Genomic DNA, 24,461 nt, shown 5'->3' on the forward strand with positions numbered 1-24,461 from the left:
TAGAAAAAGACGATTATTGTTCATCTGATTGAATAGCTCACTGTCCAGCTATTTGCTCTTTTTTTGAAATATTTAGTTCCATTTTAGAGTGAGCTTCAAGTAACTTTTCATGAAGCTCACTCAGACTAGCTACTTTTAGTCCAAAACCAATCTCTTTTAATAAAGAGCCCACCATTGAAGATATTGTTTTTAAAGCTTCTAATTCTGGCTGAAAATAATCGTCAATATTACTAAAGCGGTATCTCTCATTAATGAATCTTACGAACTGAAAAACCTCCTCGTTAGACCAAGTCTGAAGAGCTGCTTTGACAATATTTACATTAAGATTTTGAAAAAATGGCGTGTGCATCAAATTTTGGTGAGCCTCATTTTTTACACTAGCCCATGATGCTTGAAATTTTTGAGAAAATTCCGAGTTTTTATTACTAGCCTTTAAAGTTTCTAACTCTGCTTTCTTCAAGTTAAATCTTTTATCAACCTCTTCATTGTAAAAACTAATACGCCTTCTTTGATCAAAATCATCCTCTACTGCTGTAATTTTAAATTGATTAACGTCAATATCATCACATAATCTTAACAGGGTAGCTTTCGTATACGTTGTCGATTCGATCACTTTGTTAGTCTGCATATATATGTACATATCACAAGTGCTAAACCACTTGTAAATATCTATATCATTTTTAGAGAAGATGTACTCTTCTAGTAATTGAACTCCATGTTTAAAATCACTTTCTGATAATTGGTTTTGAACCCATATAGATTGCATAGCATCTAGGAGCGTCTGTCGCATTGGTAAATTTAGTTCAACTTCTAAGTTGGAAAATTCATAAAGCCCATCACAACAGTAACTTAATAACTTCTGATTCGATCTATTAATCGCGCCTTCAAATATTGCATCTAATTTTTTATAACCTTCAATTTCTGCTTCGTCATTACTTTTTTTTATTTGCCTTATAATTCTCGAATCAATTGCATCGATAATTTTTTCTTTAGAGAAGGAATGTTCAAACTTCGCACAACAAATTCTTACTATATCACTTAAGATTCTCGACAGTGCTTGGTCAAGCACAACATTTTTTATTTCAGATACTTCTCTTTGAATACGTGTAAACTTTGATAAAGCTCTTTTTAAAACTCTAATATTTTTAGAGTTTATTGCAGTAATATTTAAAAGAAGCTCGTTAGCTAATTGATCATCAAGATTTTCATATTCTACTTTAAGGATTGAAACCACCTCCTCATGTGTAAAGCTAAATTTATATTTATCCGCAAATACTTTTTCAATATCGTTTTTACAATTAAGTTTGTCCTCATTTGCAACAACAACTACTTTTATATTTTTTGACTCAGCTAAACTTAAACTCTCACCTAAAATATTTTTAATTAGCTTTTCATCAGCAACACGCTCCAAATCATCTAAAATCAATATACAATCATCAAGCTCACCATATAGTTTGTATTTATATGCTCCCGCAGCCCCACTTAATACAGCACCAATCCCTCTTTCCCCAAGGTTCTGTGCTGCTCCATCAATGGCTTTAGAGAAATACTTTGCGAATACAGAAGCCTCTTCTTTGTCAGTCAGCGATAATGAGATGATTTTATCTCTAAAGTCATCGATACTTGAAATACCATAAAGAGAGAAAAAATAGACTTTTTGACCAAATAGCTCTTCAATTTTTGCTCTTAAATAGTGCTTAATAAAGTGTGTTTTACCACTCCCCCATGCTCCATCAAGTAATACAACCTGAGGGAATGATGTGTCTTGTAATAGCTCTATAATTTGATCCGCTTGCTTCATTGTAGCCCCAATGATCACGATGTTAGTTGATATATTACCAAGGGACATTTTTCCTAATTTTATCGTATCAATGTCCCTATGATGAGAACTTCTATTAATATCAAATAGTATAAATTATTACCAACTATAAATATTATGCGGCTGACGGTATGTGTTCTATAAAAATGGGGAAGTGTTTGCAGTATAACTTGGGGGGGAATGGCTTAAATTAATCTACTTTTTAATACCTACTTGTAGCCCATAGCCACCTATCATCCTTCCAGCTATGAGCTACTACATTTAAAAACGCTAAAACCTAGTGGTGGTGCCCACCTTGAATCGCTTTACCTTGTTGGTTATAAAACCCTGTTGCGCTGTGCTCTATAAAACCAAGGTTGATCATTTTTGCTAAGAACGGGTCGTTTTCGTTATCGCCAATATCGGCGTAGTCGGTGGTTTGAAAGCGATCCCACTTGGCAAACTGTGCGGTTATTTCTGCTTTATTGCTGCTTACATCATTTAGAGTAAGTGAAGTGTGAGTGTGGTTTTTATTATTAGTTACGCTAAAGCTTTTAACTAAGTTTGATTTGGTAAATAAAGCGAGTTTAAATTGGTTGTCGCCCTCGGTAAGTTCGTAGTTTTTTACTTCATCACAGCCTGTGCCTTGGGTGTTTAAAAGGGTCATTTTTTCGATTAAATGCGCATCCACCAGCTGGTTTTTAGCACTCCAATTTTGTATGCCACGCACCTCAGATGGCTGATACTCAATACCCCGTTGCTCGGCATTAAAATAACGAATGGGGCGAATTTGCTTGTTAGCTAAGTGCTGCCAAAGCTCGGTAATAACCTCACGTTGGTGCGCTACTTGCGAGCTATTGCGCCAAAGCGTTAGCGACTGTGTGCTTTGCTCATGGTTATGAGTATTCGTAATTTTATAGTCTGCTTTTAAATGTGCGCTATCAATATTACATTGCTGCGCTAACGTGCTGGTACTGGCAAGTGTTGCCATTAAAAATAATGCGAGTTTCATTAAATTTTCTCTTTTTAAACATCACTGTAATAGCTATACAATAACGACTTACAATGGCATTTTTATGACATAAAAAAACAACTCGCACACGGTACGAGTTGTTTTTGAACATACAAGTTAGCGGCTTACTGCGTTACTTTTTCGTCGGCTGTTTTAACTAAATCAGCCGCAAAGTCCATTACATGGAATAAAAAGCTTTGCTCATTAGTGCCTGTTACTAAATGAGCGCCTGGACCCATTGCGTATACGCCCACATCTTCACCTGCGTGAGTCTCTGAACCAAGGGGAACAAGTGCCTCTTGGTGAAAGCCCGGTGTAGTTGTATCAACGTCTGATAAATCTACACGCCCTGTAACCGGTGCGGCTAAATAAGAGGCATCGGCGTTAGTTTCATCGCCTAAATCTCTGTAGCCTAAACCATTGGTGTAACCAACCGTTGTGTATGGCATATCGTCGGCGGCAAGGCTTGGCTCGGTTTCGCCCACGGCCACCACTTTACCTAGTATTGGGTTGCCACGTTTAGGGTAACCTGCAATGGTAAATACGTGACTGTGATCAGCAGTTACCACTATTAGCGTTTCTTCTGGGTTGGTATTGTCCATTGCCACTTTTACCGCTTTAGCCAGCTCAACAGTATCGTTTAAGGCATTAAATGCGTTACCCGCATGGTGCGCGTGGTCAATACGCCCTGCTTCTACCGATAAGAAAAAGCCATTGTCGTTGTTATCTAGTACGTTAATTGCTTTTTCGGTCATTTGCGAAAGCGACGGCTCGCCCGCTACATCGTTTGCGCGGTCGGCTTCGTATTGCATGTGCGATTCGTTAAATAAACCAAATACTTTAGTGGCATCGTCGCTGATTGCATCAAAACCAGTTTGATCCATAACGTATGTGCCGCTTGGGTAAGTTGTTTGCCACTCGGTCACTAGGTTGCGGCCATCAGTACGATCGCCTTCTACCGCACTGACTGCATCGGCTGAGTTTGCTGCTGCATCTTTTGGTAAAAAGTGACGACGACCGCCGCCCATTACTACGTCTATGCCATCTACATCAATACCGGCAAAACGCGCTTCTAGATTGGCTTCAAAGTTAACTAGTTGCGATGCAATATCTTCACAGGCTTCTGAACCTGCTGGCATATCTGAAATATCTTCCCAGTTACGGTCAGCCGATTTAGCATACGTTGCTGCAGGCGTTGCATGGGTAATACGCGCCGTTGAAATAAGGCCTGTTGCTTTACCGGCAATTTCTGCAAGTTCTAGCGAGGTAACTAGCTCATTACCTTGGGCGGTTGAACAGTCACCGCGTTCAATGTCTTCATCTACACCAATGACGCCCACATCGGTTTTAACACCCGACACCATTGCCGTCATAGTGCCAGCCGAATCCGGTGTTTGTGCATCTACGTTGTAGGTTTTAACAAAACCTGAGTAGGGCAAGGTTTCAAAGCTTAGCTGGTAGTCTTCACCTAAACCGCCTTCAAGCTGGCCTGCTAAAATACGTGCAGCCGTTACGGTAGAAATACCCATGCCGTCGCCTACAAATAAAATAACGTTTTTAGCTTTACCCGACTCTGTAACTACACTTGCATTTGCTTGCTGTGTTTTTTCAAGCTGTGCTTGTGCGCCGCTAAACCATGTATTACTGGTGAGTGATTCAAGTTGCTCGCTGGTAAGTGACGTAGCCGGTGCGTTACATACCAAGTTAGAAGAGCTAACTTCGTCGCTATCTAGCACGCCGTTGCCGTTTGTATCTACGCCAGTTTGGGTTTCTACACCGCCATTAACACATTGCTCAGAGCCTACGGCAATGGTGTTATCTACCGCGAGTATATTATTTTCGTCTTTGTCGTTGTCACTGCAACCTGCAAGCGCGACCATTACTGCTAAAGAAAGTGCTGTTAATTTGTTCATGTTAGCCGCCATTATTGCTGAGTTAGTTCAAGAGCTTGATCAATTAAGTGAAATACTACATTTTGCTCAATTACGCCTTGAGCTAGCTGTGCACCTGGGCCTTTAGCATGCAATGAAATATCTTCACCGGCATGGGTTTCTGAGCCAAGGGGTACTGTGGTTTCTTGGTGAAAACCAGGAGTAGTAGTATCAACGCCTGTAAGCTCAACACGTCCAGCAACTGGGCCAGTTAAATAAGCGGCATCGGCATCTGTTTCATCAACGAAGTTTCTAAACCCTAAGCCATTTGCATAACCTACTGTGGTGTAAGGCATGTCGTCGGCAGCAAGGCTTGGTGTGGTTTCGCCAACGGCAACTACTTGGCCTAAAATTGGGTTACCGCGTTTAGGGTAGCCAGCAATCGTAAACACGTGGCTGTGATCGGCGGTGACTAAAATAAGGGTTTCTTCTGGGTTGGTGTTATCTACCGCAGCTTGTACTGCTTTGGCAAATTCTATGGTGTCGTTAAGTGCGTTATAAGCATTGCCCGCGTGGTGTGCGTGGTCAATACGGCCCGACTCAACCGTTAAGAAAAAACCATTTTCGTTTTTGCCTAATACGTCAATTGCTTTGCTGGTCATTTCACTTAATGAAGGCTCACCCGCTACATCGTTTGCGCGGTCGGCTTCGTATTGCATGTGAGATTCGTTAAATAACCCAAATACTTTAGTAGCGTCGTCAGCAATGGCATCAAAGCCCGCTTGGTCCATTACATAAGTACCTTGTGGGTATTGAGTTTGCCACTCAGTCACTAAGTTACGTTCATCAGTACGATCGCCCTCTACCTCACTTACTGCATCCGCTGAGTTAGCGGCAGCATCTTTTGGTAAAAAGTGACGACGACCGCCGCCCATTACAAAATCAAGGCCATCTACGTCGGTACCTACAAAACGGGCTTCTAGGTTTTTTTCAAAATTTACCAATTGCGAGGCAATATCTTCACACGCTGTTTCGGTTTCTGGCATGTCTGAGATATCTTCCCAGTTACGGTCTGCGGATTTAGCATAGGTTGCCGCAGGTGTTGCATGAGTAATACGCGCCGTTGAAACAATACCCGTTGCTAGGCCCTTTATTTCAGCAAGCTCCGTAGCCGTTAAAAGCTCATTGCCCGCAACAGTTGAACACGCGCCGCGCTCTATATCTTCATCTACACCAATTACGCCTACATCGGTTTTAACGCCTGAGATCATCGCGGTCATGGTACCCGCAGAATCGGGGGTTTGCGCATCTACGTTATACGTTTTTACTTGCGCCGAGTATGGGAACTCTTCAAAACTTAAATAACCTTCTTCACCTAACTCACCCGCGCGCTGGCCTTGTAAAATACGTGCAGCAGTAAGGGTAGATACACCCATACCATCGCCTACAAATAAAATGACGTTTTTAGCTTTTGTTGTGCTTTCGTTTTGTGCTTGAACCGTTTTGGCAGCTAACGTGGTTTGGGCATTGGTATACCAGCTACTATCTGTTTGGCTTTGCGGTAATACATTGGCATGGCTTGCTGTGCTTAACATAAGCGTTAAGCCAACTGCCGCAGCAATTTTTTTAATTTTCATCCTTTATTATTCCCATAGTGTAGTGGTTATTTTTTGCTTGAAGCGCATGCTTCAAATTTGTAACCGCAGCACTATAAAAAACAGAGATGACTACCAAAGGACTTTTTGATGAAGAAACTATGACTAAACCATTACAAAAATAAGACAAAAAAAGCGCAGCGGTTAAACGCTACACATGTAAGGTAAATTATTAAAAGAGTTATTTAAAACTGGCACAAATGTTACACCTAAACCAGAGTGGACTAGACATGAAACTACGGTTTCTGCCAGACAATTAAATCGCGGCGCAAGGCTTTGAGCTAGATGACTTACATCCATGTAAGAATAACTAAAAACCGGGCAAATCCTTCGTGTCCAGCCCACTCTCCCTTATCTACACTCATGTAAGCAACAAGAGTAAATAACCCCTAGACAGAACCAAAAAGACGCCTGTTTGGCATTAAAGCTACGTTATCGCTTATTTGTGGGGAATAACCACACTTCATAGTCTCAGCCGGTCTAAATACCAAATAGCTTGCTGCAAGTTTAATCTTGAAAGGTCAGCAGACCTTAATCACTAATGTATTAAACCTTGAGCGTATTGAGTGGATTACCTACAATAGCGCATCACTTTTTAATAAAGATTAAAACCATGACCGATTCAACAAAACCAGCATTACCTGATCAGCTTTCTATTAACCCACGCAGCAAGCATTACGTAGAAGAAGTGTTTGAACACGAAATTGGCGTAAGCTTAAATGGCAAAGAACGCTTTGACGTAGAAGAATACTGCATTAGCGAAGGTTGGATTAAAATTGCCGCACCTAAAGCGCTAGACCGCCGCGGTCAGCCATTACTTATGAAAGTAAAAGGTACGGTAGAGGTATTTTATAAGTAAGCTCAATCTTACTCAAATAAGCGACTCTCCTACGAGATGTCGCTTTTTTTATACCTATTGAAAAGTATTGAGCTTCTTTCATGTTAAAGGTGATGAAGTTTCATTATGATTTTATTAAAAACATGGTTGAATAGCGCCATATTGTACAGATACACAAAGGCTTGTTATGAATAAACTCACTATTTTAGATGGCGGCATGGGACGCGAGCTTAAGCGCATTGGCGCGCCTTTTACACAGCCACTGTGGAGTGCACAAGCACTAATAGAAGCCCCGCATTTTGTAACGCAGGCCCACCAAGGCTTTATAAATGCCGGCGCTGAAATAATTACCGTTAATAGTTATGCCTGTGTGCCCTTTCATTTAGGTGAAGCGCTATACCAAGCTCAAGGCGCAGCTCTTGCAAAGCAAGCTGCGGTCATCGCAAAAGAAGTTGCTCAAAACGCTAAACAAAATGTATTAGTAGCAGGTTCATTACCACCAGCATTTGGCTCTTACCGCCCTGAACTATTTGAAAGCGAGCGCGCATTTACTATTTTAGATACGTTATATAAAGCGCAAGACGAGTATGTAGATTTATGGATTGGCGAAACCATATCGAGCATTGAAGAAGCACACGTTATGGCAAGCGTACTTAAAGGCTCAAACAAGCCATGTTATTACGCATTTACCTTAAATGATGTGGTAAGCGAGCAAGCTAAACTTCGCTCTGGTGAACTGGTAAGTGACGCAGTAGCGGCTTTGCTTGAACAAAATGTTGCGGGTATTTTCTTTAACTGCTCAATACCTGAGGTTATAGAGCAAGCCTTTAGCGATACCAACGCAGTATTAGCCAAGCAAAATAAAAGCGTTGTTTTAGGCGCGTTTGCTAATGGCTTTACACCTATCGCGCGCGACTACAAAGCCAACGAAGGATCGCAAGCGTACCGCGATATTTCACCTTCAGAATACTTAGGCTTTGCTAAAAAGTGGCACAGCCAGGGCGCAAGCATTATCGGCGGCTGCTGTGGTATAGGCCCAGAGTTTATTGAAGTACTGGCAAACTGGAAGCTGGAACTTGAAAGCGCTTAGGCATTTAGTGCTTTTTAAATATTAGGGCTTATTTGTTGTTACCCAATCAAGCCCTTGTATCGCCGTAGTAGGAAAAGCGGTTGCATGGCTCGCCCCTTCAATAACAACGCTTTTTAATTCAATATTGTCACTGCTAAGTTCATTAATTTTTTGCGTTAATTGCTTTGCCCCTTCCACCATATTTTGACCTTCACCAAAACTTGGGGTTTCCTTTGCCCCCACCGATATATAAACCTTAGTAGGCACTTTAGGTTTATATGCTTGAAGCGCTAAAATCGCATTGTTATTAAACCAAACTGATGGGCTGCCAATAATATAATTGTTAAATAAATCGGGCATCGTAAATAAAATAGTGGCACCAAATAAGCCGCCTAAAGAGTTACCAATATAGGTTTTTTGTGTGCTACTTGCTCGGTAGGCATTTTCTATATATGGCAGTACCGTATTTTTTAAAAACAGCGCATGGTTTTGAGCGTTACCGGTTTGTTTTTTCCAGCTTTGAGCCTTGTTTGGTGTGTAGTCTCTAATTCGACTATTAGACCCTTTGGAGCCTTTTTCGTAGCTAATGGCCACAATAATAGCCTGCTGCATTTTACCGCTATTCATAGGAAACCGTGTAGCACCCGCCACAATAGGAAACGTATACGGCGCGTCGGTTAAATAAATAACTGGATATATTTTTTCAGGGTGCTTTTTATATGACTTAGGAAGCTGAATAAAAACAGGGTATACCCGATTGGTCACGGGCTCAGTGAGCTCAATAACGCTGCTTCTAGGGATTTGGTACGGGGTATTTGCGCTTAATTTAAAACACATTAAAGCGCAAAGTAACAGTAAGTATTTTACAGCAGTATTCATTAGGGCGTGTTGATCCTTGATGGTTGAATTTGCAGCAGTATGTTTGGTTTTTAGGCAAGGCAGAGCCTATGAAGTGTGGTTACTCCCCATAAATAGGCGATAACGCAGCATAAATGCCAAACATGCGCTGCCCTTCGGGTTCTGCCTAGGGGCGATAAACTCTTTGTTACTCGGTTTTTACTTAGCCCACTAGGTTACAAACCTCGCGCCGCGATTTAATCGCCCCTAGATTGAACAAATTTCAATCCGCAAAGATCAGCACGCCCTAACCTAAGCCAAGCATAATAAACCAATATTGGATGACTACTTTAACCCACTTATTACTTTAAGCTATTAAAAAATTTAAACACTAGGGTATTAATTTAAAGTGCTACACGTTAGTTGTTTGTAGCACTAACACCGCTAAACTACCTGATCAGATTCATCGCCTGAACACGGGCAATTATCATCATTTTGTTTAAGGCATTGTTGGTAATTAAACCAATGAGCCACAGCAATAAACGCTGATCCTATTAAGGTTAGTGCTTTTTCGGCTATTTCATGCCCTAGCAATACCGCACATATCATAAAAGACAGTCCAATAACGCCGCAGGCCATATAACGTTTACGCTTATGCTTTTTACAGCCTAAGCTCAGTGCTAATAAACTGGTGGGTAATACCGCTGCAAGAATCCATAAATGAAATTGTTCACTATCTATTTGCAGTACAGCAAAGCTTGGCAATAGCGCTAAAATAACCGGGGTTGCAAAACAATGTACTGTACACATTAACGATAACCCAATCGCCATACGATCCATAACACTTTGACTCGACTTCATTATTTCCTCTACTAAATTAGTGCCTCTACTCAAAAGCGTTACCTTTAAGGAGACATTTTAGTAACAACAGTTAATTACTATTGATACATTATAACATTTCTCGCATAATTGATATAATATAACATCTAACAAGGTAGTCAAATGAAACCTAGATCACAATTAGCTGTTCTCATCGCAGCTTTATTACCAGCAAGTGTGCTGGCATCCACAATTGAAGGCGTTGTTTTAAACAATCAAGGTAAAATAGTTACCAATGCAACCATAGAAGTTGAAGGCTCAGACCTTAAAGTCACCACCGACGAAAACGGTAAATTTGTTATAGCAGAGCTAAACAATGGCTTAAAAGAACTTCACGTTGTAGCCCCTGGCTATGCGCATCTTCATCGCGATATAACAATAACGAATGATGAAAACCAATCGGTTACGTTTAATTTAAAGCGTTCGCCTATTGAAGTTATTGATATTGAAGCAACCCCTATTCATATGTCGGCAATGGAATCTGCCTCACCTGTTAGCGTTTTATCTGGCGAACAATTAAGACGACAACAAGCTGCAACCCTTGGCGACAGCCTTGAAAAACTCCCAGGCGTTAATACTAACTTTCACGGTAAAGTAGCCAGTACACCAATTATTCGTGGTTTAAGCGGCCCGCGTGTACTCATTACTCAAAATGGCCTTGATGTAAGCGATGTGTCGCGCGTTGGCCCTGATCACTCTGTTGCATCAGAAGCCTCTACCGCACAACAAATTGAAGTATTACGCGGCCCAGCAACACTGTTTTATGGTAGCGGAGCGATTGGTGGTGTGGTTAATGTAGTAGATAGCCGTGTACCAACCGACAGCACAACACGCGGCGAGTGGAACGTAGAACATAACTCGGTAGATAACCAAAAAGTAGCCTCGTTTAATGCCACCACAGGCACAGACTCGGTGGCTTTTTACGCCGATGCATTTTGGCGTGAGGCCGACGACTACGAGGTACCTGTAGCCGCAGATATAGATAGCGACGATGAAAGCCATAGTGGCAATTACACTGTTGAAAACAGTAATGAAGAGTCTGACGGTTTTACTGTTGGCGCTAGCTATTTAATGGATAACGGCTTTATTGGCTTAGCAGTAGAGCAATTTAATCGTCAATACGGCATTCCAGGCCATACGCACAGCGACGAAGAAGAAAGCGTATTTGCTGATTTAGAACAAACTAAGGTGCAATTATTAGGTGAGTACAACCTAGATAATAAATGGCTAAACAAAGTAAACCTGCGCGTTGGCCATACCGACTACGAACACGCTGAAATTGAAGGTGGCGCTGTAGGCACTACTTTTAAAAACGAAACAAATGAATTACGCATAGACCTACTACATAACCAATTTAACGAGTGGAATGGCGGCATTAGCTTTCATTACAAACAAAGCGATGTTGAAGCACAAGGTGAAGAGGCCTTTACGCCTCCATCAGAAACCGAAAGCTTTGCTGTAGCACTAATGGAAGAAAGACACTTTGGTGATTTTTTAGTGCAAGTAGGTGGGCGTATAGAGCGTGTAACCATTGATGCAGGCGACGTATTACTGCCAAATATTGATGCTCACGCACACGATGAAGCAGAAGAAGCCGACGAACATGATCACGACCATGAAGAAAGTGCAGAAATTACCCGCGTATTTGACGTAGAGCATGAATTTACACCAATCAGTTTATCAGCAGGCGTAGTGTGGGATTTTACACCTAACTATAACTTAGGCCTTTCTGTATCGCGCTCTGAACGTGCGCCCTCTGCCTCTGAATTGTTATCGTTTGGGCCACACATTGGTACTGGCACTTACGAAGTAGGTGCACTATTTGATTTAGATGAAGACGGCCATTTGGGTTTATCTGATCAAGCAATTGATTTGGAAACAGCCAATAATATCGATTTAACCCTGCGTAAAACCCAAGGTGATGTTGGCTTTATTTTAAATGCCTTTTACAACCAAGTAGATAATTACTATTACCAAATAGACACCGGTTTATTCGCCGAAAGTGGCCACGACCATGGCGATGAAGAAGAAGGCGCTGACGAACACGACCATTCATCAGAACTGCCGGTTTATTTATTTAAAACAGACGACGTAATTTTACACGGGTTTGAAGCGCAAATTGCGTGGCAATTAACCGATGAATTTAAAGTAGATTTATTCTCAGATTACGTTCGTGCACGCCTTAAAGACGGCGGCGATTTACCCCGTACTCCACCGCTTCGTTTCGGTAGCGAGCTAAGCTATCAAACAGATAAACTCAGTGCGCATATTCACGTTACTCGCTATCAAAAGCAAGACCGCACAGCCCCACAAGAAACAGCCACAGACGGTTACACATTGGTTGATGCAAGCATCTCTTACGACCTTTCAGTATTAAACCAAGATATGTCTGTGTACCTACGAGGTAGCAACTTAACAGATACAGAGGCACGCGTGCACAGCTCGTTTGTAAAGGATATAGCGCCACGTCCAGGACGTAGTTTTGCGCTAGGTATTCGCGGTTATTTTTAAGCGTTAAAAAATTATAATTAAAGGAAATAAACATGAAAAAGCTATATCAATTAAAGCTTATTGCACTGGCAATTAGTACTACATTTATTACAGCTTGTGGCGATGCAGAAACCAACATTGTGGAACAAGATCCTATCGTTGTAGAAGATGAACATGATCACGACGATGATGATGATCACGACCATGACGACGGCTATACCATAAGCTCACTTGGCAGACTTGCCGTACTGGCTGGGGATAGCAACGAAGCGAGCTTTTTTGATTTAGACGATAACGCACTGCTTGATACGTTTGTATTAAACGATGAGTCAAATACGTTGTCGGCTTCGCCTGACTTTCGTTACGCTGTAATTACAAACCGAACTCAAGATTACCTAGGGTTTATAGACGGCGGTATGTGGCGCGAAGATCACGGTGAGCACTTGCATGATTACGAGCAAGGCCCTGCATTTAGTAGCTACGAGCTAACAAGTGGCAGCCGCCCTACACACTTAATGACCCACGACGGACAATTAGCCATATTTTACGATGGCGATGCAGATTCAGGTGCGCCAGCTTCGGTTGAAGTGTTAACGGATAGCGATATCACTAACGCAACGCCAACACTCCCTGGTATTAGCTACGATATAAATATGCACGGTGTAGCAGAGCCACGAGGTGAGCATTTGCTATCAACTATTCGTCGCGACGATGCAGATAACACATCGGTTGCTAAAGTACTGCCAGATCAAGTAGGTGTTTATCACTTTCATGATGGTGAATACGAGCTTGAACAGACCTTAGAAGTTACGTGCCCTGATTTACACGGTGCAGCACAAAATCACGACTATGTTGTATTTGGTTGTGGTGATGGTGTGCTAATAGCTCACCAGCAAGGTGATGTATACGAAGCACAAAAAGTAGCAAATATAGAAGCGGTAGGCACTGAACGCATTGGTACTTTATATGGCCACGAAAATAGCGACACTATTTTTGGTGTTGCCGCAGGACACGATGGCAGTGGCTCAGTATTACTGAGTATTCATCCTGAAAATGCCGAAATGGAAGAAGTAGAATGGCAACTAGCCGATGGCGCAAGTGCTGTATCTTATTCTTTTTCAGCCAGTGGTGAACACTTTTTAGTGCTCGACAGCTTAGGCTTTTTAAATGTACTTACGGGGCATGACCATGATGGCGAAATGCACTGGGAACTTGCAGGCCAAGTTGATATTACCGAACAAGATGTATCAACCATGCCTGAAGGTATGAGCTTTAGCATGACGGTGGCGCAAAATGGTGAGTTTGCTTATGTTGCCGACCCAATTGCTCAGCACGTTGTGCAAGTACACCTTGAAGACTTAGAGGTTGAAGGTGAACTAGAGTTAACTTTTCCACCAGCAGGCTTAACATGGTTAGGTATTGCTGAGGTTGAAGATGACCACGACCATTAATTTTATGCGCTAAATAAAGAGCATTTACATAAAGGTTGGCAGCTTAACGCCAACCTTTTTTATTCACATTTTGTAACAGACCTTTTATCACAAGTGCATCGCTATTTATAACCTGATTGTTATGATGTAACCGCTTTTAATATAGGATGTAATCCCATGAAAAAAATAACAACCTTAGCACTCTTGGCTGCGGTTATCGCACCGGGTGTATCTGCTTATGAAACTAAAGACACACGCTTACTGCGCTTTCCCGATATTCATAACCAAAACGTGACCTTTGTTTACAGCGGCGATATTTATATTGCTGATACGCAAACAGGCGCAAGTAAACGTTTAACCGATCATATTGGTTTTGAAACCTTTCCTAAATTTTCTCCTGACGGTAAACGCATTGCATTTTCAGCCGAATATAACGGCAGCCGCCAAATTTATGTAATTAACAGCGACGGCTCAGGCCTTAAACAACTTACCTACTATAACGATGTTGGCCCAATGCCACCGCGTGGTGGTTTTGATTACCGCGTTTTAGATTGGACAGCCGATGGCAAAAATGTAGTGTTTAGAGCAAACCGCACCCCGTGGGGAAAACGTATGGGCCGCCCTTATATGGTCCCTGCCGACGGTGGACTTGAGCAACCTTTAGCTATTCCAGAAACTGGCGGCGGTATGCTCTCCCCTGATGGTAGCAAGTATGTTTATACGCCCATTGACCGTGAGTTTCGCACCTGGAAACGCACCCGTGGCGGCCGTGCGCAAGACGTATGGATTTACGATTTAGAAAATAACACTTCAGAGCAACTTACCACTAACCCCGCAACTGACCAGCAACCTACTTGGGTTGGCGACAATATTTATTTTGTATCTGATCGTGATTACACATTAAACCTTTACCAATACCGCAAAGGCAGTGAGCCTAAAAAGCTCACTAATTATAAAAACTTTGACGTACTTTGGCCATCAGCGGGCCCTAATGCGGTTGTGTATGAAAACGGCGGTTACTTATATCGTTTTGACGCAAAAACACAAAAAAGCACTAAGCTGAGCATTAACATTGCAGGCGTACGCCAATACGCCATGCCTTACAGCAAAAATGTGAGCGACTTTATTGATTCTATGTCTATTTCTCACGATGGCAAACGTGCTGTATTTACAGCCCGTGGCGAGCTATTTAGTGTACCTGTTAAACAAGGCCCTACACGTAACTTATCGTACACTCAAAAAAGCCGTGAAATAGACGCAAGCTGGTCGCCAAATGGGCGTTACATTGCTTACATGAGCGATGAAAGCGGCGAGTACGAAATTTACCTAAAAGATCGCAGTAAAAATAATGCCATTAAACAACTTACTAGCAATGGCACTATTTGGCGCTTTACGCCTATTTGGTCACCCGATAGCACTAAATTGTTGTTTGCAGATAAAAACCACACACTGTGGTGGTTAGATGCAAAATCGGGCAAGCAACACAAAATTGATACCGGCATTTACGACGAAGACGGCATTACTCAATATACGTGGTCGCCTAATAGCCAAGATATTGTGTATGTAAAAAATAACGAAAACCGTTATGCATCGCTTTGGCACTACAACCTTAAAAAGAAAAAGGTAACGCGCCTAACAGACGAAATGAGTAACGAGCAAAACCCAACCTTTTCGCCAGATGGCCAATACCTTTACTTTAGCTCTGAGCGCGACTTTAACCTTACGTTTAGCAGCTACGAGTTTGACTACATGTTTAACCGCGCCACCCGTATTTATGCGGCCGCAGTAAACGACAGTGTTAAACCGCTTATTGCCTTACAAAGTGACGAAACCACGATTGTAAAAGACGATGACGACGAAAAAGAAGACGACAAAAAAGTTAAAAACGCACTGCAAAGTAGCGATTTTATGCAACGTGTTACCGCGCTTAATGCACCAGCGGGCAATTACCGTGGCTTAACCGCAGTAAAAGACAGCGTGCTTACACTTGCCAATGGTGGTTTACAACTTATAGGCACCGAGCACGATAGCGAGCTAGAAACCGTTGCTAAAGGCGTTAGCAATTACACTATATCGAGCAACAGCGAACATCTTCTTGTACATACAAGTGGCGGTTACAGCTTAATAGAGCCTAAACCAAAGCAAGACCTAAACGCTAATAAGCTCGATTTAAGTAAAATGACACTTAAAATTAACCCGCAAGCTGAGTGGCAACAAATGTACGTAGAAGGCTGGCGCACATTGCGTGACTGGTTCTACGACGAAAACCACCACGGTCAAGATTGGGATGCTATTTTAGCTAAATACCAGCCTATGGCTGATGCCATTAGCCATCGTAGCGACCTTGATTACATACTTAGTGAAATTACCGGCGAAATTAACTCAGGCCATATTTACGTGCAATCGGGTGATATGCCAAAAGCCGAGCGTAAAAACCACGGTTTATTAGGTGCTAAGCTTGCAAGTGACCCATCGGGTTATGTAAAAATAGAGCAAATCTTCAAAGGTGAAAACTGGCATGACGATTTCCGCTCCCCACTGGGTACTACAGGCGTAAAAGCACATAACGGCGATTACATAATTGCGGTAAATGGCCGCTCGGTTAAAGACGTGGCTAACTTTTACGAACTCCTTGAAAACACCCAAGGCGAGCAAGTTGAACTGGTACTAAACAGCAAACCGCGTAGCAAAGGCGCGTGGCAAGTAACAGTAAAACCTGTAGCCAGTGAGCAAGGCCTACGTTATTTAGATTGGGTTAACTCGCGTGCAGCCTACGTTAATAAGCTATCAAATGGGCGTATTGGCTATGTACACCTGCCAAATACCGCGTATGAAGGTAATCGCGCCATGTTTAAAAATTACATGCCGCAAACCACTAAAGACGCCATGATTATTGATGACCGATACAACGGTGGTGGCTTTATTCCTGAGCATATGATCACGTGGCTTGCGCGTAAACCACTTAACTATTGGAAACGCCGCGGTACCGAGCCCACTAAAACACCACAGTTTGCACACGACGGCCCTAAAGCGATGCTAATAAACGGCTATTCAAGCTCAGGCGGTGACGCAATTCCTTACTACTTCCGCCAAGCGGGTTTAGGTAAGTTAATTGGTACGCGTACGTGGGGTGGCTTAATTGGTATTTCTGGTAACCCAAGCCTTGTAGATGGCGGGCAAGTCATTGCGGCTACTTTCCGTATTTTAGATACCCAAGGTAACTGGATTATAGAAAACGAAGGCGTTGCACCTGATATTAAAGTGGTTGACCGTCCAGAACTTATTTATAAAGGCCAAGATCCATCAATAGAACGCGCTGTACAAGAGTTATTAAAGGAGCTTAAAGAAAACCCTAAGCAACCTTTAGTAGTGCCACCAGCACCATCTAAGTTTTAATTTGTTGCATAGCAATATTAGCTAATAATAAAAACCCTGCAAATTTGCAGGGTTTTTATTAATTCGAGTTTAATAACTTATATATATTAAGGCTTATCTTTTTCTCCAGCCGCTCCATACGTCATCTTCTTGGTTGGATTTTTTCTTCTTTTTCTTACCTGTGCCTTCAGGCTTTGCCATTGGCTTTTCGTTTTTAAGTGCAAGGGCCGCGTCAAGATTTGCTTGGTTTACCGCAAAACCCGTTACTTCCTCACGCTCTAAGCGAAGTTTGTTTTTCTTCTCGATTATTTTAAAGTGATGAAAGTCTTCATAATCAATCAGTGATAACGCTAAGCCAACTTCACCGGCACGACCGCTTCGGCCAATACGGTGCATATAATCAGCGGGGCTGCGCGGTAAGTTAAAGTTAATAACAACAGGCAGTTTGGCAATATCTAAACCACGGGCTGCTATATCGGTGGCAATAAGTACTTCTATTTCGCCAGCTTTAAATTTTTCTATTACGCGAGTACGCTCACTTTGGCCTTTATCACCATGAAATACTTGTGCGTTAATACCACGCTTTTCAAGCTTACCTGCTAAGTGCTCACAGTCTTTTTTAGCATTTACAAAAATAAGCGCTTGGCGCCATTTATGTTGCTTAATTAAATGCGCTAAAACCGTCGTTTTTTCGCCTTTATTAACGCTAAATACGCGCTGTACTAAGGTGCTTTCGTCTTTGCTTTGAACTTGTATTTCAACAGGGTTAGTTAACAGCTCTTGCGTTAATTGAGTGACCTGCTCTGGGAAGGTTGCTGAAAACAACATAGTTTGCTTTTTAGCGGGTATAAGCGCAAATAACTCAGCAAGCTCTTCGGTAAACCCAAGGCTTAGCATGCGGTCGGCTTCATCAAGCACTAAGGTTGTTACATTATCGAGCTTAATCGCGTTGCTTGAGATTAAATCGAGCAAACGACCAGGCGTTGCAACAATAATATCGGCGCCGCCGCGTAGAGCCTGCATTTGTGTATTAACCGACACACCACCAAATACCGCCACCGTTTTAATTGCGCCGTTAAAGTTAGCAGAATACGATTTAACGCTATCGGCCACCTGCGTTGCAAGCTCACGGGTAGGTACCAAAATAAGCCCAGTTACAAAGTTACCTTTGCTCGCTGCTTTTTTAGCGCCTTGCTCTAAAAATAACTTTTGTAGCATAGGCAACGCAAACGTTGCTGTTTTACCTGAGCCAGTATTTGCCCCCGCAATTAAGTCACTTCCCGCCAAAATACTTGGAATTGCTTGTGCCTGAATAGGTGTAGGTTGTGTGTATTCAAGATCAGACAATCGAGCAATTAGCTCTGGAATTAGGCCAAGTTCGTTGAAATTACTAGGATTTGCGGCTGAGGTCATAAAATGTGCGGGCTCATTACTAAAATAGCCTGCAATTTTAGCGTATTTATTACCCGTTAAGTAGGGGTTAGTGATTTTAATGTGGTTTTAGAAAAAGAGAAAAGCTGTTACTCCCTTTTCTCTTTAAATATATAACAATCGAGTTGAATTAAAAAGTGGTTATGTTTCGTCTTTACCTAAAGCTATTTGTAGTTTAGCTTTTGTTTCTTTTAAGTAATTGATGTAAGGATATGAGTCGTCAGCAATCGCTAAAGCAGATTCCATATATTCAAGCGCTTGACGGGTATCGCCTTGCATATCATAGCCATAAGATAGAGCAGAAAGCACATCGACTGATTTTGGATAGTTTTTTATATTGTATTTAAACACTTCAATAGCACGGTTAAATTGCTTGCTGCCCGTTAGGTTATAACCTAGTGATCTAACAGCGCGATCCGGTGGCCCAATTTGCTCGCCCCATTGTTGAGATAAGTTTTGATAATAAGCATCAATAGAGACTACATCGTCAGTTAAATCACTTATGGGCATTTGTTTAGGCAAAAATAAGTTGTGATAGGCATTGAATGCCCCAGCAACCGAAGTCAGGTTATGCGAAACGCCATCAAACGCATCACTAAAGAAGCGTAGCTCTCGCACTTTATGCGATTGCAGAGATTGCTGTAATTCATCGTACCTTTCACGCATTATGCCGGCTTCTTCGCCGATATTGATGTAAACGTAACTGTTAAGCTCTTTTCGTTTTAGCTATAAACGATTTTGTACTTTTTACCAATGCGCCATAGTTCCACCAGACGGCAGGGCTATACGCAATATGCGCTTGGAATAACTCAGGATTTGCTTGCAACGCATATAGCGCAAATACACCACCAGCAGATGCGCCAGAAATCACTTTATAGTCATGCGTGCGATAGTTTTTATTAACTAAAGGTATGAGCTCTTGCTCAAAGAACGCTAAAAACTTTGCCGCACCGCCCCCTTCACCAACTGGGCCTTGTGGCTCTTTATTCACTGTAGGATAGAAATCTCTGAGTCGATTAGTGCTTTCAACAGCGACAAGAATAACCTCGGGCGCACGATTATCATTTTGTAAGCGCTCTATAACAGCACTGGCAAGCGGTATATTACCCGCTCCATCTAAGCGATATATAACTGGATAAACTTTGTTTGAATTAGCTTGGTAACTCTTTGGAAGCTGGACTACAAAGGTACGTAGCTCATTTAAAATTACTGAATTGATTGTATGTGTTTGTTGCGTATAGCTAATGGTTTGCTTTTTTAAATCAGGCTCTGCAAGAGTGTTATTAGAAACTATAAATAAGCTACATATAAAAACAGCGGTTAATAAACGCATTACTAATCCTTTAGAAAATAGTGCGTTATTTAATCTAACAGGCTTTGAGGTACAAAAAAAGGTGCTTCGAGCGCCTTATGACCTTTAATGGGTACTTCATCCTTTAAAAGATAAATGCCTTTAGTAACTTTCAATAACTGGCATGCACTTTGCTTTTATTCTATAAAGCAAAAGGAACCAACTTGTGACTATTTCCCTCGCAACTTCAACATCACTACCGATTAAGCATACTCAAATAAGAAAGCTCTCTTCAGATGAACTTATCGATTTAAAGAATAAAGTATCAGAACTACAACTGCATGGAATGAAAGACCATCAGCAACAAGCCAAAGCTCAAAACCAGGTACCGCAACATACTGTACTAGAGGTAAAAGGCAAAGTTATTGCAACATTTGGAGATAATGATTGGCGCTTTTATCCAAGCAATTCTGACGGAGGGGATGCCAGTATAACTGATACCGAGGTTATCAATAGCTTGAAATTGAAGTATGGGGAGGCTTTAAAAGTAATAACTTACCAACACGGACAAGGACCAACAATGGGAGAAATACTTGAAAGAGTTTACGGTGTTACCCCTAATAGGGTTAACACCACAGCCTAGCTGGCAACTCTTTGCCGTCTAAGTAACCATTAACTGAGGCCCTATAACTCATATATTCGCAAAACATAAAAATTTAAAAAGTACATTTGGTATGACGACTCTGACGCTTTGAGTATGAATCTTTATTGTGTAGGGTGAAACTTTATTGTTCACCCACACTAAAAATCATAACCTTTTGATTTTACTCAACCGTAACCGATTTAGCTAAGTTACGTGGTTGGTCAACGTCAGTGCCTTTAATTACCGCTACGTAGTACGACAGTAACTGTAATGGCAGTGTGTAAACAATTGGCGCAATAATATCGTCAGTATGGTTTACGTTGATTACACGCATTGTGTCGTCTGACTCAAAGTGTGAATCTTTATCTGCGAATACGTAAATAATGCCGCCACGTGCGCGTACTTCTTCTACGTTTGATTTAAGCTTTTCTAATAACTCATTGTTTGGTGCTACAACAATAATTGGCATGTCGGCATCAATAAGTGCAAGAGGGCCATGTTTTAGCTCGCCCGCTGCGTAGGCTTCTGCGTGAATGTACGAAATTTCTTTTAGCTTAAGCGCACCTTCCATCGCGATTGGGTATTGTGAACCACGGCCTAAAAATAGTGAGTGGTGCTTGTCGGCAAACTCTTCTGCAAGGTCTGCAATGCCATCAGCAAGCAATAATGTTTCTTCAAGCTTAGCGGGAAGTACTTTTATAGCATTTACAATGGCGCTTTGATCAAGCTGCTTTTCTTGCGCAATAGACGCAGTAAGCATTAACAAACCAACTAATTGTGTTGTAAATGCTTTAGTAGAAGCAACGCCAATTTCAGCACCAGCTTTAGTCATAAAGGCAAGATCTGATTCGCGCACAAGCGATGAGCCAGGTACGTTACAAATGGTCATTGATGCCATGTAACCTTGCTCTTTAGCTAAACGTAATGCAGCTAGTGTATCGGCTGTTTCACCCGATTGTGAAATAGTAACAAGTAGGCTGTTTTCGTGCACATACGATTGGCGGTAACGGAACTCAGAAGCAATCTCAACATTACAGCTAACGCCTGCAAATTGCTCAAGCCAGTAACGTGCAACCATACCTGAATGGTATGACGTACCACAGGCAATAATTTGTACGTGTTTTACGTCTTTAAATATTTGCTGAGCGCTGTCGCCAAAGGCATCAATTGCTACGCGGTCGTCGTTTAAACGCCCTTTAAGGGTATTACGTACTGCAAGTGGCTGCTCGTAAATTTCTTTTAGCATGTAGTGGCGGTAGTCGCCTTTACCTGAGGCATCTTGCGTGATGTTTGATTCAATCACTTCACGCTCTACTGCGTCGCCATTTTCATCAAAAATTTCAACAGTGTCACGCGTAATGCGGGCTACGTCGCCTTCTTCTAAAAAGATGAAACTACGAGTAACGGGTAATAGTGCTAACTGATCAGAGGCAATAAAGTTTTCGCCAAGGCCTAAACCTATAACCAGTGGGCTACCTGAGCGCGCTACGATGATTTCGTTGTCGTTTGCTTTATCAAATACAACCGTGCCAAACGCGCCTTCAAATTGCTTAACCGCTGCTTGAACAGATGCAAGTAACGTAGTGTGTTGCTTACGAAGCTTATGAATTAAGTGCACCATTACTTCGGTATCGGTTTCAGATAGGAACTCGTAGCCTTCTTCTTTAAGCGATGCGCGCAGGCTTGCGTGGTTTTCAATAATACCGTTGTGCACTAGTGCTAGTTGGTTGTTTGATACATGCGGATGAGCGTTTTCTTCAGTAACGCTACCGTGTGTTGCCCAGCGTGTGTGTGCAATACCTGTATGACCGCTAACGCCTGCTTTCTCAAGTGCAGCTTCTACGTTTACTACTTTACCTACTGCTTTTACAGTATTTAGCGTAGAGCCTTCTAATAGTGCTACACCGGCAGAGTCGTAGCCACGGTATTCAAGACGTTTAAGGCCTTCAACTAATATTCTGTTTACTGGACGTTCTGCAACTGCCCCAACTATTCCACACATAGTGTCTCCATTAATTTTTTAATTCTAGTAACTCACTTTGTAGTTACTAATCAATAATCTCTGCACAAATTAGTTTTACACCACACGCCTCAATCGCTTTGCGTTTATCATCTGCTAAGCCAGTATCGGTTATTAAAGTGGTTACTATTTTCCACGGTAATTCTAAATTTGGTATTTTTCGGCCAATCTTATCTGATTCAACCATAACGATTACTTCGCGGGCTGCTTTTGCCATTACTTGGCTCAAACCAACTAACTCATTAAAGGTAGTCGTACCGCGCTTTACGTCTATGCCGTCAGCACCAATAAACAGCTGATCAAAATCGTAAGAGCATAATACGTTTTCGGCAACTTGCCCCTGAAATGACTCAGAATGCGGATCCCATGTTCCACCGGTCATCAAAAGTGTTGGCTCGTTCTCAAGTGAAAGTAAACGGCTCGCCACTTTAATCGCATTGGTCATTACAACTAACCCGCGTTTATTTGCAAGCTCTGGGATCATGGCGGCCGTAGTACGCCCGCTATCAATAATAATACGGTTATGATCGTTTATTAGTGAGGCTGCCGCTTTTGCTATTGCTACTTTGCGCTTTGAGTCAACCTCGTCGCTAACAATTTCTTTAGGTAGTGCAATAGCACCACCGTAACGGCGCAGTAACAGGCCACTTTTTTCAAGCGCGGTTAAATCTTTACGAATGGTTACTTCAGATGTTTGAAACTGCTCAGCAAGCTTTTCAACGGCCACTTCACCTAGCTCATTAACTTGAGCCAATATATTATGGCGACGCTGCTGTGTGTTTCGTTTAGTCATAAAGTAAGATATTAAGTTTCGTTTCGAAAGATGTGTAAGTTTAAACGAAACAAGTTAAATGGCAAGTGAACGAGCAAAAATAAAGCAGCTTTCAACGAGTAATAATAAGGTAAAATAGCTTTAGCATCTCTTAACTAAACAAAGAAACCATAATGCAGCCATTTAATAGCTTAAACAAAGAGCTTTTAGCCCTACGTAAACAAACAGGTGAAATATGCCGACTCTTTAATAAAAGCCCGAGTAAAGGCAATTTAAAACGTATTAAAGAGCGATTCGCTCAATGCGGTGAAGGGGTAATTATAGAATCAGGTTTTCATTGCGATTATGGTAATCAAATAACTATTGGTGATCGTAGCTTTATAAATATTAACTGTACTGTATTAGATGCCCCAATTAGTGAAGCTTCAATTACAATTGGTGATGACTGTTTAATTGGTCCTAACGTGCAGTTGTTAGCAGTATCCCATGCAATAAACCCTACTCAGCGACTCAATAAACAAAACTTTGCATCACCCATCACAGTAGGTAATAACGTGTGGATTGGCGCGGGCGTTATTATTTTAGCGGGTGTATCTATTGGGAATAACAGTGTTATTGGGGCGGGATCTGTCGTTACTAAAAATGTAACGGCTAATACCGTAGTAGCGGGTAATCCAGCTCGTGAAATAAGAACATTATAGCTATTACCGATGTGACTTTAGCATCGGGAGTCGCTTCGCTCCCTCGAACTTACGTAATTGTTGTCAGGTAAGTGTATATTAACTGTACACATTTCACTTTCCTGCAGACGTAAAAAAACCAACTATTGCTAGTCGGGCTTTCTAAAATCTGAAGTCGGTGCGCTACGCAGTAGAATGTCGTGGTGCCACAGCGGCGGAGAGTCACAGTGAAATGCTTCACTACCTTTGTATCGGGGAGGTCTTCCATGGGGCTCGCCTTTGAGCTGTTTTTTTGATGTATAGGAATACAAATGCCGTGGAGTACAGGATGTACGAGGGCGGCCACTACTGAGTCCAGCATAGGGTCTAA

General features: G+C 41.9%; 16 protein-coding genes and 1 pseudogene. 7 read left to right on the plus strand and 10 right to left on the minus strand.

Features of this window, described 5'->3' with window-relative positions; genetic code table 11:
• Positions 1–37: 37 nt before the first annotated feature.
• The 4 genes from J8L71_RS15215 to J8L71_RS15230 form a co-directional block, all read right to left on the minus strand.
• A complete protein-coding gene (locus J8L71_RS15215) occupies positions 38–1,801 on the minus strand; it encodes a P-loop NTPase fold protein (protein WP_211001280.1) in 1,764 nt (587 codons plus the stop codon).
• Positions 1,802–2,096: 295 nt separating this feature from the next.
• The gene (locus tag J8L71_RS15220) at positions 2,097–2,810 is read right to left on the minus strand and encodes a hypothetical protein (RefSeq protein ID WP_211001281.1); all 714 of its coding nucleotides are present in this window, start codon (positions 2,808–2,810) and stop codon (positions 2,097–2,099) included.
• Positions 2,811–2,935: 125 nt separating this feature from the next.
• Positions 2,936–4,723, minus strand: coding sequence for an alkaline phosphatase (locus J8L71_RS15225; RefSeq protein WP_211001282.1), 1,788 nt, complete (start codon positions 4,721–4,723; stop codon positions 2,936–2,938).
• Positions 4,724–4,734: 11 nt separating this feature from the next.
• A complete protein-coding gene (locus J8L71_RS15230) occupies positions 4,735–6,318 on the minus strand; it encodes an alkaline phosphatase (RefSeq protein WP_211001283.1) in 1,584 nt (527 codons plus the stop codon).
• 631 nt (positions 6,319–6,949) lie between these two features.
• On the opposite strand from J8L71_RS15230, the gene J8L71_RS15235 reads away from it, so the two are divergent.
• Positions 6,950–7,195, plus strand: coding sequence for a DUF3297 family protein (locus J8L71_RS15235; protein ID WP_004586033.1), 246 nt, complete (start codon positions 6,950–6,952; stop codon positions 7,193–7,195).
• 166 nt (positions 7,196–7,361) lie between these two features.
• Positions 7,362–8,264 (plus strand): homocysteine S-methyltransferase family protein, encoded by a 903-nt coding sequence (locus tag J8L71_RS15240; RefSeq protein WP_211001284.1) that lies wholly within the window; start codon positions 7,362–7,364, stop codon positions 8,262–8,264.
• Between the two features lie 21 nt (positions 8,265–8,285).
• Here J8L71_RS15240 and J8L71_RS15245 read toward each other — a convergent pair whose 3' ends face one another.
• Complete coding sequence (locus J8L71_RS15245; RefSeq protein WP_211001285.1) at positions 8,286–9,122, minus strand: alpha/beta hydrolase-fold protein; 837 nt, start codon at positions 9,120–9,122, stop codon at positions 8,286–8,288.
• Between the two features lie 402 nt (positions 9,123–9,524).
• The gene (locus tag J8L71_RS15250) at positions 9,525–9,941 is read right to left on the minus strand and encodes a MerC domain-containing protein (protein WP_211001286.1); all 417 of its coding nucleotides are present in this window, start codon (positions 9,939–9,941) and stop codon (positions 9,525–9,527) included.
• Positions 9,942–10,082: 141 nt separating this feature from the next.
• Between J8L71_RS15250 and J8L71_RS15255 the strand changes: the two genes are divergently transcribed.
• From J8L71_RS15255 to J8L71_RS15265, 3 genes are all read left to right on the plus strand, one after another.
• The gene (locus J8L71_RS15255; protein ID WP_211001287.1) at positions 10,083–12,470 is read left to right on the plus strand and encodes a TonB-dependent receptor; all 2,388 of its coding nucleotides are present in this window, start codon (positions 10,083–10,085) and stop codon (positions 12,468–12,470) included.
• Between the two features lie 32 nt (positions 12,471–12,502).
• On the plus strand, positions 12,503–13,900 hold the full coding sequence (locus J8L71_RS15260) for a 5-methyltetrahydrofolate--homocysteine methyltransferase (protein WP_211001288.1): 1,398 nt from the start codon (positions 12,503–12,505) through the stop codon (positions 13,898–13,900).
• A gap of 156 nt (positions 13,901–14,056) precedes the next feature.
• Positions 14,057–17,275 carry a S41 family peptidase gene (locus J8L71_RS15265; protein WP_211001289.1) on the plus strand — a complete coding sequence of 1,073 codons (3,219 nt, stop codon included), beginning with the start codon at positions 14,057–14,059 and terminating at the stop codon, positions 17,273–17,275.
• Positions 17,276–17,368: 93 nt separating this feature from the next.
• Here the strand turns inward: J8L71_RS15265 and J8L71_RS15270 are convergent, their stop codons facing one another.
• Complete coding sequence (locus J8L71_RS15270) at positions 17,369–18,667, minus strand: DEAD/DEAH box helicase (RefSeq protein WP_211001290.1); 1,299 nt, start codon at positions 18,665–18,667, stop codon at positions 17,369–17,371.
• Between the two features lie 159 nt (positions 18,668–18,826).
• Positions 18,827–20,018, minus strand: a pseudogene (locus J8L71_RS15275) (alpha/beta hydrolase-fold protein).
• A gap of 184 nt (positions 20,019–20,202) precedes the next feature.
• Between J8L71_RS15275 and J8L71_RS15280 the strand changes: the two are divergent.
• A complete protein-coding gene (locus J8L71_RS15280) occupies positions 20,203–20,619 on the plus strand; it encodes a hypothetical protein (protein WP_211001291.1) in 417 nt (138 codons plus the stop codon).
• A 181-nt stretch (positions 20,620–20,800) separates the two neighbouring features.
• On the opposite strand, the gene glmS is transcribed toward J8L71_RS15280, so the two are convergent.
• Together glmS and J8L71_RS15290 are read right to left on the minus strand one after the other, a co-directional pair.
• Positions 20,801–22,621, minus strand: a complete 1,821-nt coding sequence (gene glmS, locus J8L71_RS15285; RefSeq protein ID WP_211001292.1) for a glutamine--fructose-6-phosphate transaminase (isomerizing) — start codon at positions 22,619–22,621, stop codon at positions 20,801–20,803.
• A gap of 46 nt (positions 22,622–22,667) precedes the next feature.
• A complete protein-coding gene (locus tag J8L71_RS15290; RefSeq protein WP_211001293.1) occupies positions 22,668–23,432 on the minus strand; it encodes a DeoR family transcriptional regulator in 765 nt (254 codons plus the stop codon).
• Between the two features lie 152 nt (positions 23,433–23,584).
• Here J8L71_RS15290 and J8L71_RS15295 point away from each other — a divergent pair, with 152 nt between their 5' ends.
• Positions 23,585–24,112, plus strand: coding sequence for a sugar O-acetyltransferase (locus J8L71_RS15295; RefSeq protein WP_211001294.1), 528 nt, complete (start codon positions 23,585–23,587; stop codon positions 24,110–24,112).
• The last annotated feature ends 349 nt before the right edge of the window (positions 24,113–24,461 follow it).

This window comes from Pseudoalteromonas sp. MMG007, assembly GCF_018100985.1.
Classification (GTDB): domain Bacteria; phylum Pseudomonadota; class Gammaproteobacteria; order Enterobacterales; family Alteromonadaceae; genus Pseudoalteromonas.